Raw genomic sequence first — 11,732 nt, 5'->3', positions numbered from 1 at the left:
TCAGTTGCCGGGCTTCACGCCGGTGATCATGACGTTGTAGAAGAATCCGCGAGGAACGACGTGGCGGAGCACCTTCTCGTCGACCCAGCTGAGTGTCTTCCAACCACCGAAAGCGAAACGCCCCCAGCCCCAACCGAGCTTCTCCGGCGGAACAGCCGCTTCGAAAGTACGGACAGGCCAGCCGAGAAGCGCCGCGGCGAATTCCTCGGTGGCAGCGTGGACCTGATCGGCGCCCGCAGACTTCGCCATGTTCTCGAGGTCGGTGGGGTCGAACGTGTGGATGTCGACGACAGCCTCGAGAGCTGCTGCACGAGAAGACTCGTCGAGTTCCTCTTGCGGGCGACGCCAGTCTGCGAGGAACGGCAGCTTGGTCACGCGCGTGGTTGCTTCCCACGTCGCGCGGCCGAGCCAGCGAGCGTAGAAGTTGCCGACAGTGGTGGGCTCACCGGCGAAGACGAAACGTCCGCCGGGCTTGAGGACACGAAGGACCTCACGCAGCGACTTCTCGACGTCCGGAATGTGGTGCAGCACGGCGTGGCCGACCACCAGGTCGAAGGTGTTGTCCTCGTACGGAATGGTCTCGGCATCGGCAACACGGCCGTCGACCGGAAGGCCGAGGCTTTCGGCATTGCGCAGTGCGACCTTGACCATGCCGGGCGAGAGGTCGGTGACCGAACCGGTCTTGGCGACTCCACCCTGCATCAGGTTCAGGAGGAAGAATCCGGTGCCGCAACCGAGTTCGAGCGCGCGCTCGTACGGGAGCGGCTGATCGCCCGCGACGGCGTCGAAACGACCACGTGCGTAGTCGATGCAGCGCTCGTCGTACGAGATGGACCACTTGTCGTCGTAGGTTTCGGCTTCCCAGTCGTGGTAGAGCACCTGGGCGAGCTTGGTGTCCTTACGAGCGGCCTCGACCTCTTCGGCCGTGGCGTGCGGCCGCGGCGCGGGGTCGACTACCGAGGTGTCGGTAGCGGCGGGCGGCGTGACGGTTGCGTCGTCATTCGGGCTGGCTGTCATGGCGGCTATCCTACTCGCTGGTAAGAGATGAACAAGTTCTAGTTTAGGGGAGCCTACTCGCCCGTGAACTCGGCCTTGCCCGGACCGTTGGCGATGAACGACTCCATGCCGATCGCCTGATCCTTGGTCGCGAACAATCCGGCGAACAGATGCTGCTCGATCTTGAGCCCGGATTCCAGGTCGGTGTTCAGACCCTCGTCGATGGCCGCCTTGGCAGCAGCCAACGCACGTGACGCTCCCCCGACGAACTGCGAGGCCCATGTCCGGGCCGCGGTGTACACGTCGTCGGGAGCGACGACCTCGTCGACCAAACCGATGGCCAACGCCTCGTCAGCCCCGACGAAACGGCCGGTGAAGACCAGATCCTTGGCCTTGGCCGGACCGATCAGACGAGCCAGACGCTGCGTTCCGCCGCCACCGGGAATGATTCCGAGCAGAATCTCCGGAACTCCGAGCTTGGCGTTGTCTCCGACGATCCGGCGATCGGCCGAGAGTGCAACTTCGAGTCCACCACCGAGTGCGTATCCGGTGATCGCGGCAACGGTCGGCTTCGGGATGGACGCCACGGCGCCGAGCCCGGCCTGCATGCCACCGATCGCGTCACGGATCTGGCCGTAATCCATCTCGGCCATTTCCTTGACGTCGGCACCTGCTGCGAAGACTTTCTCGCCGCCGTAGACGATGACGGCCTTGACTGCCTTGTCGACGGTCGCAGCGTGTGCGGCAGCAGCCAACTCGTCCTGAACCTGACGGTTCAGAGCGTTCATGGGCGGACGCGCCAGACGGATGGTGCCGATGCCTTCGGAAACCTCGAGAGTCACAAATTCAGCCATGGTCGAGAGGTTACTTTGCCGCCTTGACCGACCACGGATGCGGCCCGGCGACGTAGTAACCGTCCTGGTTCGGGAACTCGACGCGCAGCGTTTCCTCGTCGGTGATCAACGTAGGCAGGATGACGGGAATCTCCGGCTCGGCTGCGAGTATCTCCGCCACCGAACTGAACTTGGCCAATTCGGTCAGCTGACTCCACGTCGGCGGCAACAGGATGCTGCCACCCTCCCGCCAGTGCGCCAGCGCGTCCTGCGGGCTCTGCCAACGAACCTCGGCGGCCTCGGAGGTGACGCCGTCCGCGATCTGTCCGGTCGGTGACGCTGCGACGAAGAAGCGCGTGTCGTAGCGGCGGGTCTCGCCCACCGGCGTAATCCAGTTCGCCCACGGCCGCAGCAGATCCGTGCGCAGGACCAGGTTCTCCTTCTTCAGGAAATCGCTGAACGACAGCTCGTGCTTTTCGAGAGCTACTCGGTCCTGTGCATAGCCGGCCGTGTCCGCGACGACCGTGTCAGCCGTGGGGCCGGCCAGCAGGACACCGCACTCCTCGAAAGTTTCCCGCACCGCAGCCAAGACGAGAGCCTTCGCCCGAGCAACATCCGTGCTGAACCGCTCGGCCCACCACTCGACCGACGGTCCGGCCCACTCGACCTCGGCCGTCGCATCGGACTTGTCGACGCCGCCGCCGGGGAATACCGTCATGCCCCCGGCAAACGCCATCCCCTGTACTCGTTGAAGCAGGAAGATCTCGATACCGGATTCGGCATCGCGCACCAAGATGACGGTCGACGCATCCTTGGGCTCGGGGACAGCGTTTGCATTCTCGTTAGCCATGCTTCGCGAACCTACGCGATCTGTGATCTGGGCCGCATTTCAGGTCCCACTGAAGCTCACGCGCGATGAGCTCCGGACGGCCTCGCGCGGCGCGCGAAGTATCGGCCGTCCGCCTTGTCGAGGCTGATGGACTGGCTGAATGCCGCGCTCAGATTTTCGGCGGTGATGACGTCGTCCAGAAGGCCCTGAGAGACGACCTCCCCTTCCTTGAGAAGGAGTGCGTGGGTGAATCCCGGCGGGATTTCCTCGACGTGATGGGTGATCAGAACGGTAGCCGGGGCGTCCGGATCGGCAGCCAGTTCGGCGAGTCTAGCCACAAGTTCCTCACGTCCACCGAGATCGAGCCCGGCGGCGGGCTCGTCCAGGAGAAGAAGTTCGGGATCGGTCATCAAGGCTCGCGCGATGAGGACGCGCTTGCGCTCGCCTTCGGAAAGCGTCCCGTACGTCCGATCCGCCAGGTGCTCGGCGCCGAGGCTTTCGAGCATCTCCACAGCGCGCGAGGTGTCCATGGATTCGTACTCCTCGCGCCACCGACCGAGAACGGCATAGCCCGCCGACACGACGAGGTCGCTGACCTTCTCGTCGCCGGGCACGCGGTTCGCCAACGACGACGAGGACAAACCGATTCGCGGGCGCAACTCGTTGACGTCGACCTTGCCGAGAACTTCGCCAAGGAGGTGGGCAGAACCACTGGTCGGGAAAGTCTCACCGGCCGCGATACGCAGCAGCGAGGTCTTGCCGGCACCGTTGGGTCCGAGCACCACCCATCGCTCGTCCAGCTCCACTTTCCAGGTGACGGGCCCCACGAGAGTGGACCCTCCCCGACGGATGAGTACGTTGTCGAAATCGATGAGCAGATCTGGATCAGGTAGCGGCACCCGAACATCTTCCCGCACATTCTCCGGCCGTTCACGGCAGGATCATCTTGCGTGTCGCCTCTCATCGAAACTCACACCCCGACGCCCGGGTCTCCGTTCCCACTCGGCGCCCACATCGTGGACTCCGGAACCCAGTTCGCGGTCCACGCCCCAGCTGCGTCGAGCGTCCAGATCTGCCTGATCGACCAGGACGGAAACGAAGATCGCGTCGAACTTCGGCAACACACGTACGGAATCTGGCACGGAATCATCTCCGGGATCGGTGCGGGGCAGCGTTACGGAATTCGGGCGTCCGGCCCGTGGAATCCGCGCGCCGGGCTGAGACTTAATCCACACAAGCTGCTCGTCGATCCGTGGGCGCGCCGCATCGAGGGGGATCTCGGTGATCACCGTGCCCTCCTGTCGTACGCCGACGATCCCTTCGGCGACCCGTCGACGGTCGACTCGCTCGGCCACGTGCCGCTGTCCGTGGTGACTCCCGGCCTCGCGCCCGCCGGAGCCCGCCTCGAGACGCCGTGGGAGGAAAGCGTCATCTACGAACTGCATGTGGGCGCGTACACCGCCAGTCATCCAGGAGTACCCGCCGCCCACCGCGGAACGTACCTCGGCCTGACGGCACCGGCCGTGATCGATCACCTCGTCTCACTCGGCGTCACTGCCGTGGAACTGCTTCCCGTACAGGCATTTCTGACCGAACACAGCGTCCGCGAGCGAGGGATGCGCAACCACTGGGGATACTCGACGGCGTCGTACTTCGCCCCGCATCCCGGATACGCGGCAACTCCGGGCGGCGAAGTCACCGAGTTCCGGATCATGGTCGACGCACTACACGCGGCAGGCATCGAGGTCGTCCTCGACGTCGTCTACAACCACACCTGCGAGCAGAGTGTCGACGGAATCAGTGTCAGCTGGCGAGGTTTGGACGGCCCCGGCTATTACCTTCTCGACGGCGACGGCCGCGACATCGACCTGACCGGGTGCGGCAACACGGTCGACGCCTGCTCCCCCATCGCCGTCCGCATGATCACCGACAGCCTCCGTTACTGGGCCACCGAAATGGGTGTCGACGGCTTCCGATTCGATCTTGCGAGCGCGTTGGGTAGGCCGCGCGGCGGAGGCTTCGACCAGCGGGCGTCCATCCTGTCCGCCATCTCCTCCGATCCGGTACTGACTCGGTGCAAGCTCATCGCCGAACCGTGGGATGCGACGGCCGACGGTTACCAGGTCGGAAACTTCGGACTCCAGTGGTCCGAATGGAACGACAAGTACCGCAGCACCATTCGCCAGTTCTGGAACGGCGGATCCAGCGTCCGGAAGGTCGCGTCGCGCCTCGCCGGTTCCGAGGACATCTTTGCCGGCAGCGGCCGTCGCCCCTGGGCGTCGATCAACTTCGTCACAGCGCACGACGGGTTCACCGCCGCCGATCTGGTCGCGTACAACCACAAGCACAACGAAGCCAACGGTGAAGACAATCGTGACGGCGCCGATCACAACGATTCGTTCAACCACGGAATCGAAGGCCCGAGCACCGATCCCGAGATTCAGGACGCCAGGGCACGTCATGTACGGGCGCTACTGGCCACGCTCGTGCTGTCGACAGGCACACCGATGCTCACCGCCGGAGACGAGTTCGGCCACAGTCTCGGCGGAAACAACAACGCGTATTGTGTTCCCACACTTGCCTCCCCAGCCGATTCGTGGGCCCTGGACTGGACGGCGGCCGATCAGTCGTTGGTGCAGTTCGTCTCCCGAGCGTTCGGATTACGCCGAGCGGCACCGGCGTTGCGTCAGCCCGAATTCTTCGAAGGCAGAAGAAGACTGGAGCACCCGGACCTCGTCTGGTTCGACGCTGCCGGCGTCGAGTTCGACGACACCGCATGGTACGACGAGAGTCACCGAACGCTGCAGGCCTGGATCGACGGAGCCGACGTTCGGTCTCACACTCGAACCGGGCGCCCACTCGGTGACGACAGTTGGCTCCTGATCCTGCATTCCGGTGGACCGGTTCAGGTCACCGTCGGCACTCCGGAATGGTTCGACGGCACCTTGACTGCATCGTTCGATTCGGCTTCACCCACCGGAGAACCTGCCTCCACGGCCGAAGTTCCCGTCGGCACCGAGATTTCGCTGACCGGCCCCACGGTCTTGGCCTTACGTTCCGTGACACGTCCTCCGGTCACCGCTGCTGTCATGGAATCCGGCAGCACCTTGATGAGGAATTGAATGGTCGGTCCGATCCCGAAGGCGTACAACACTGTTCCGACGCCGACGGTTCCACCGAGGAGCCATCCGGTCGTGAGGACCGCGATCTCGATGCTGGTACGCACGAGCCTGACCGACAGACCTGTGCGAGCGACCAGTCCGGTCATCAATCCGTCGCGGGGGCCCGGCCCCATGCCCGCGCCGATGTAGAGAACGCTGGCCAGTCCGTTGAGGAGGATTCCCGCGACCATGATCATGGCTCGAACTGGCATGGAATCAAAGACCGGCAAGAAGGCCAGTGAGGTATCCACCGAGATGGCAATTACAACGACATTGGCGACCGTTCCGAATCCCGGCCGCTGACGGATCGGAATCCAGAGCAGCAGTACCACCGCACCGGTAATCGCAGTGATCACGCCGAAACTGAGCGAAACATGCTCGGCCACGCCCTGATGGAACACATCCCAGGGATCCAGACCAAGACCGGCTGTGATCATCATGGCCATCGAGAAGCCGTACAACCACAGACCAACGAACAGCGAGGCGAATCTCCGTATCAACACCCGACCATCTTGATGGCCACTGGACTGTTCATCCATAGCCAAGTTGCCGATACTGGACTGGTCGGTTGCGTCTCTACGGAACCGCGATGACTGTCATGGAGCCTGGTGCCACTTCCGTGAAACCAGCGTCACGAACCGCGACGGCCTCCGACTTCTTCAGCCGAACTACTGCTTCGGCCCACTGTTCCGGGCTCGCGTCGCGCACCGAGCAGCGAAAGTCGTTCTGCGCCCAGGCCCAGCACTGTTTCTCGGACATGGCCGCCGCCAACAACATCGAGGCATGCCCGACCTGTGCCGACGCCTTGCCAACCGTCATCTCGAGCGCCGAGTCGATCCACAGCACCGGAAGACCAGGCTCCGGCGGGCCAGGCTCGTCGTGCTCGAGATCGGTCCCACCGATCTGCAACTTCTTGATTCGCGGGTCCAGTTCTCCGACCGGCCCGGGAACCAGAGCCCGCGCCTGCGCGCCATCCACATCGACGGTGATTCCCGGTACCTCCTGCGCGGCGAGCCACTGCGCTCCTCGCGCTCGACGAGACACCTTCCGAATCCGGGCACCCACCCACGCCGAATAGTCCTCGTGCCAGGGGCCGGGTTCCCCGTCTTCGGTGAACCCGACGCGTTCGTCCAGACACAGCGCCACAGCCGCCGTTGCCGCAGCCTCGAGCAGTGCGGTGCGCTTGGGCGGGTCTGCCTTCGGAATGTGCAGAACGATCGGCATCGCCAACACCAGCGCCGGATCCGCGGGATCGTCTCGCCCTCCGTACCCAGCGGCCAGCACCGCGTGGCGCTCGCGCCAGCGCGAATCGGGGCCGGACATCACAGCTGGATCGGAACTGAATGCTGGATCGGAACTCATGGAATCGGTACGCGTCGCACGCCACCGTCGACGGCGTCCGCAGCCTCGACCTCGTCGCGGGTCACACCGAGAATGAACAGCACAGCGTCGAGGAAGGGATGCGACAACGCAGCATCTGCGACCTCCCGCAACGCAGGCTTGGCGTTGAACGCCACGCCCAGGCCCGCGGCGTTGAGCATGTCGATGTCGTTGGCACCGTCACCGACGGCGACGGTCTGTTCCATCGGCACACCGACCTGATCGGCGAACTTGCGCAGCGCAACGGCCTTCGCGGCGCGGTCGACGATTTCACCGATCACACGTCCGGTCAGCTTGCCGTCGACGATTTCGAGGGTGTTGGCGTGCACGAAGTCCAGTTCGAGTTCGTGTGCGAGGCCTTCGATGACCTGCCGGAAGCCACCCGACACCACGCCGCAGTGGAATCCGAGACGGCGCAGGGTGCGAATCGTGGTTCGCGCACCCGGCGTCAGTTCGATGCTCTCTGCCACCTCGTCGATGACGGAGGCGTCGAGACCGGCGAGTGTCGCCACACGCTGGTGCAGTGATTCGGTGAAGTCGATCTCGCCGCGCATCGCAGCTTCGGTGACGGCGCGGACCTCGTCCTCGACGCCGGCCTTCGCGGCGAGCATCTCGATGACCTCGCCCTGGACGAGCGTCGAGTCCACGTCGAACACGATCAGACGCTTGGCCCGGCGAGCGAGACCTGCGCGCTCGACCGCGATGTCGACGTTTTCGAGAGCGGCGACCTCGGCGAGTCCGGTGCGCAGCTTCGCGTCGCCGTCCGCCGTATCGGCCGCGCTGACGCTGAGTTCGAGGCCGGTGACCGGATAGTCGGCGACACCACGGATGGAATCGATGTTTGCGCCCTGCTTCGCGAGTTCGCGTGCAACCGATCGCATTGCGCGAGCATTGACCGGGCTACCGAGAACAACGACCGCGTGGGTGGACACCGCGGGCCGTCCGGGATCGGCACCGATTTCGATGTCGACGTTCATTCCGACCGTCGCCATCGCCTGTTCGAGTTCTTCCTGAAGCGCTTCGGGATCGTTCGGGCAGGCAACCATGACACCGAGTGTCAGTCGACCTCGAATCACCACCTGCTCCACGTCGAGTAGACGCACATCGTGCCGCGACAGCGCCGCGAACAGTACCGAGGTGACGCCAGGGCGGTCCGGCCCGGTCACAGTCACCAGAACAGTGGTGTCAGAGGCACCCACCGAAAACTCCGATCGTTTCTTCGTTCGCGTCTTGATCGTCACTATTGTGCCAAGCGAAAGGCCCCACCCGTTACTCGGGCGGGGCCTTCGCTGATTACTTCAGTGTGTTACTTCGCTCAGGAGCGGCTGTCGGTTCCGGGGTCGCCTTCGTCCCCGACCGTGAGCGGCTCGTGACGAGCATCTTCGAGCACGGTGCTGGCGTTCTTCCCGCCGTGGCCGGGGCCGACGTGCGCTTCCGCGCGCATCCGCTCCACCATGTGCGGGTAGTGCAGCTCGAACGCCGGACGCTCGCTACGGATGCGCGGCAACTCGGTGAAGTTGTGACGCGGCGGCGGGCAGGTGGTTGCCCACTCCAGCGAGTTTCCGTAACCCCACGGATCGTCGACGGTGACCACCTCGCCGTAGCGGTAGCTCTTGAAAACGTTCCAGATGAACGGAAGCGTCGAGGCACCGAGTACGAAGGCAAAGATCGTGGACACCGAGTTCAGAACCGTGAACCCGTCCGAGGGCAGGTAGTCGGCGTAACGACGCGGCATACCTTCGGCACCGAGCCAGTGCTGAACGAGGAACGTGCCGTGGAAACCGACGAACGTGGTCCAGAAGTGCCACTTGCCGAGACGCTCGTCCATCATGCGACCGGTCATCTTCGGGAACCAGAAGTAGATACCGGCGTACGTGGCGAACACGACCGTGCCGAAGACCACGTAGTGGAAGTGGGCGACGACGAAGTAGCTGTCGGTGACGTGGAAGTCGAGCGGCGGGCTCGCGAGGATGACACCCGACAGACCACCGAAAAGGAAGGTGATCAGGAAGCCGATCGAGAACAACATCGGCGATTCGAAGGTCAACTGCCCCTTCCACATCGTGCCGATCCAGTTGAAGATCTTCACACCTGTCGGCACAGCGATCAGGAACGTCATGAACGAGAAGTACGGCAGGAGAACAGCGCCGGTTGCGTACATGTGGTGGGCCCACACTGCGATCGACAGAGCGGCGATGGCCAACGTTGCGTACACCAGGCCGCTGTAGCCGAAGATCGGCTTACGGCTGAAGACCGGGAAGATCTCCGAGACGATGCCGAAGAACGGCAGCGCGATGATGTACACCTCGGGGTGACCGAAGAACCAGAACAGGTGCTGCCACAGGAGCACACCGCCCGTTGCCGGGTCGAAGATGTGCCCACCGAGATGGCGGTCGACGAACAAGCCCATGAATGCAGCGGTCAGCAGCGGGAACGCCAGCAGGATCAGGATGCTGGTGATGAAGATGTTCCAGGTGAAGATCGGCATGCGGAACATGGTCATACCGGGTGCGCGCAGGCAGATCACGGTGGTGACCATGTTGACGCCACCGAGGATGGTGCCGAGGCCGGCGACGGCCAGACCCAGGACCCACAGGTCGGCGCCGACGCCGGGGCTGTGCAGCGCGCTGGTCAGCGGCGTGTATGCCGTCCAACCGAAGTCTGCTGCGCCACCGGGCGTGACGAATCCGGCCGTCGTGATGATCGCACCGAACAGGTACAGCCAGTAGCTGAACGCGTTCAGGCGCGGGAACGCGACGTCGGGTGCACCGATCTGGAGCGGAAGAATGTAGTTCGCGAAGCCGAAGACGATCGGGGTCGCGTACAGCAGCAGCATGATCGTGCCGTGCATGGTGAACAGCTGGTTGAACTGTTCGTTGGAAAGGAACTGCATGCCGGGTACAGCAAGTTCGGCACGCATCATCAGTGCCATGAGGCCACCGATGAGGAAGAAGGCGATGGAAGTCGCCAAGTACATGATTCCGAGCACCTTGGGATCGGTGGTCGTGATCATCTTGAAAATGAATGAGCCCTTGGGTCCCTGCCGCGGCGGGTAAGGCCTGGCCGGCGCTATCGTGGGGACTGGCTGGGGCGCTACGGCAGTCACTGATCCTCCTGAATGTGCCTTTGGTCGCTCCGCAGACTCCGTCAAAGAGCCCTTGGTTGCGCCCGCAGGGTCCGTCGCCCGGGCTGCGGACAACGGCTTCTGGCTTGCGCTCATCGAATCGTAGACCGTGACTCCGAGGCACCGCGACCCGGTCCTACTCTGCGTCGTACTCGAGCATCCGTTTTTCACGGCACCGAACGAACGACCTGCGGTTTATGTTCCCCCGGGAGTCCGAACCCACTTCCGAATCGGCGTGTCGTGCGCGTCGAAGAATTCGGTCGGTGTCCGTTTTCGGCCATCTCCTCCACTGATAAGGTCACCCTCGCCTAACTCACCTCAGGAGTATTCAGTGAAATTCTTTCCCCGCCGCGCCGCGCTGGTAGCCGTCGCAGCCTCGATCGCCTTGGTCGTTCCAGCCTGCTCGAGTAACGACGAGCCCGCTGCAACCACCACCTCGACCGAGTCGGGCGCATTCCCCCGCACGATCGAACACTTCCGTGGAAGCACCGAAATCCCGGCAGCACCCCAGCGGATCGTCGCGCTCGACAACAGCTTCACCGACGCCGTCCTTCTCCTCGAATCCCCGCTCGTCGGCTACGTCGACTACCGCGAGCCCGGTCTGCCCGACTACCTCGGATCCTCGCGGGAGGAATTCGCCGCGGACGCCGTCACGGTCGGCACGGTCAGCAGTGCAAGCCTCGAGAAGATCGCCGCACTGCAGCCGGACCTCATCATCTCCGCCGAGGTCCGCGACGGGAAGAACTACGAGCAGCTCTCCGCAATCGCGCCCACCGTCTTCACCCAGACGACCGGTCCGACGTGGAAGGACAACATCCGCGTAGTCGGTGAAGCGCTGGGCAAGGAATCGCTGGCCGAGGCGAAGATCACCGAATACGAAACACGCGCGGCTGCCGTCGGCAAGGAAATCAACGAGAAGGCGAACAACCCGGTCATCTCGGTAGTCCGGTTCGCCGGTGAACCGACCGCACGTCTCTACCGCACCACCTCGTTCAGCGGCATCGTTCTTCAGGACGCCGGATTGAAGCGCCCGGACAACCAGGGACCTGACCCCGCCGATGCCGGCAACATCATGATGAAGATCAGCCCCGAGCTGATCAACGAAGCCGACGCGGACGTCATCTTCATCAGCACCTGGCAGGACGCCGAGGGCAAGAGCGCCGAAGCTGCGAAGCCGTTCCTCGAGAGCCCGCTGTGGCAGACGCTTCGAGGACGCAAGGTCGACGTGGACGATTCACGTTGGATGTCGCCGGTCAGCATCCAGGGCGCCCACATGATCCTCGACGACCTCTCGGACACGTTCGAGGTGGACAAGCAGAACAGCTGAGTCGAACAGCTAACCTGAACGGCGCCCGCTCACACAGGAAGCCGTCGACTTGTCTGTTCTCTCACGCACGTCTGTTCTCTCA

At 63.8% G+C, this 11,732-nt stretch carries 9 protein-coding genes and 1 pseudogene; 2 read left to right on the top strand and 8 right to left on the bottom strand.

Translation table 11 applies throughout. The annotated features are described in order from the left end of the window. From A0W34_RS11485 to A0W34_RS11470, 4 genes are read right to left on the bottom strand one after another with little or no spacing between them, the layout of a single operon-like run. On the bottom strand, positions 1-1,017 hold the full coding sequence (locus tag A0W34_RS11485) for a class I SAM-dependent methyltransferase (RefSeq protein WP_003944733.1): 1,017 nt from the start codon (positions 1,015-1,017) through the stop codon (positions 1-3). A 53-nt stretch (positions 1,018-1,070) separates the two neighbouring features. Next, complete coding sequence (locus A0W34_RS11480) at positions 1,071-1,850, bottom strand: enoyl-CoA hydratase/isomerase family protein (RefSeq protein WP_003944701.1); 780 nt, start codon at positions 1,848-1,850, stop codon at positions 1,071-1,073. 10 nt (positions 1,851-1,860) lie between these two features. After that, entirely contained in the window at positions 1,861-2,679 is an 819-nt protein-coding gene (locus tag A0W34_RS11475) for an NUDIX hydrolase (RefSeq protein WP_003944751.1), read from the bottom strand. A 56-nt stretch (positions 2,680-2,735) separates the two neighbouring features. Beyond that, on the bottom strand, positions 2,736-3,557 hold the full coding sequence (locus A0W34_RS11470) for an ABC transporter ATP-binding protein (RefSeq protein ID WP_003944728.1): 822 nt from the start codon (positions 3,555-3,557) through the stop codon (positions 2,736-2,738). Between the two features lie 51 nt (positions 3,558-3,608). Between A0W34_RS11470 and glgX the strand changes: the two are divergent. Further along, positions 3,609-5,651 (top strand): annotated as a pseudogene (glgX, locus tag A0W34_RS11465) (glycogen debranching protein GlgX); the annotation flags it as partial. Here the strand turns inward: glgX and yczE are convergent. The 4 genes from yczE to ctaD form a co-directional block, all read right to left on the bottom strand. Beyond that, entirely contained in the window at positions 5,564-6,358 is a 795-nt protein-coding gene (yczE, locus tag A0W34_RS33410) for a membrane protein YczE (RefSeq protein ID WP_215515836.1), read from the bottom strand. The pseudogene glgX and the gene yczE overlap by 88 nt on opposite strands. A 37-nt stretch (positions 6,359-6,395) precedes the next feature. After that, a complete protein-coding gene (locus tag A0W34_RS11455) occupies positions 6,396-7,181 on the bottom strand; it encodes a peptidyl-tRNA hydrolase (protein ID WP_063836273.1) in 786 nt (261 codons plus the stop codon). Next, positions 7,178-8,398 (bottom strand): phosphoserine phosphatase SerB, encoded by a 1,221-nt coding sequence (serB, locus tag A0W34_RS11450; RefSeq protein WP_003944761.1) that lies wholly within the window; start codon positions 8,396-8,398, stop codon positions 7,178-7,180. The genes A0W34_RS11455 and serB overlap by 4 nt, the downstream gene beginning before the upstream one ends. 116 nt (positions 8,399-8,514) lie before the next feature. After that, positions 8,515-10,305: an aa3-type cytochrome oxidase subunit I gene (gene ctaD, locus A0W34_RS11445; RefSeq protein ID WP_020907234.1), complete on the bottom strand. Its 1,791-nt coding sequence runs from the start codon at positions 10,303-10,305 to the stop codon at positions 8,515-8,517. A gap of 349 nt (positions 10,306-10,654) precedes the next feature. On the opposite strand from ctaD, the gene A0W34_RS11440 reads away from it, so the two are divergent. Then, the gene (locus A0W34_RS11440) at positions 10,655-11,650 is read left to right on the top strand and encodes an ABC transporter substrate-binding protein (RefSeq protein WP_081557699.1); all 996 of its coding nucleotides are present in this window, start codon (positions 10,655-10,657) and stop codon (positions 11,648-11,650) included. Positions 11,651-11,732: the final 82 nt, after the last annotated feature.

It is taken from the genome of Rhodococcus sp. BH4 (genome assembly GCF_002079265.1).
GTDB lineage: Bacteria > Actinomycetota > Actinomycetes > Mycobacteriales > Mycobacteriaceae > Rhodococcus_F > Rhodococcus_F qingshengii.
The sequence above is the reverse complement of the archived record's forward strand: the minus strand, read 5'-3'. Positions and strand labels throughout refer to the sequence as shown.

Excerpts from the sequence above, each read along its gene's own strand:
- A0W34_RS11480 (WP_003944701.1), bottom strand. The coding sequence starts at position 1,850 with ATGGCTGAATTTGTGACTCTCGAGGTTTCCGAAGGCATCGGCACCATC.
- A0W34_RS11455 (WP_063836273.1), bottom strand. The coding sequence starts at position 7,181 with ATGAGTTCCGATCCAGCATTCAGTTCCGATCCAGCTGTGATGTCCGGC.
- A0W34_RS11485 (WP_003944733.1), bottom strand. The coding sequence starts at position 1,017 with ATGACAGCCAGCCCGAATGACGACGCAACCGTCACGCCGCCCGCCGCT.
- yczE (WP_215515836.1), bottom strand. The coding sequence starts at position 6,358 with ATGGATGAACAGTCCAGTGGCCATCAAGATGGTCGGGTGTTGATACGG.
- A0W34_RS11475 (WP_003944751.1), bottom strand. The coding sequence starts at position 2,679 with ATGGCTAACGAGAATGCAAACGCTGTCCCCGAGCCCAAGGATGCGTCG.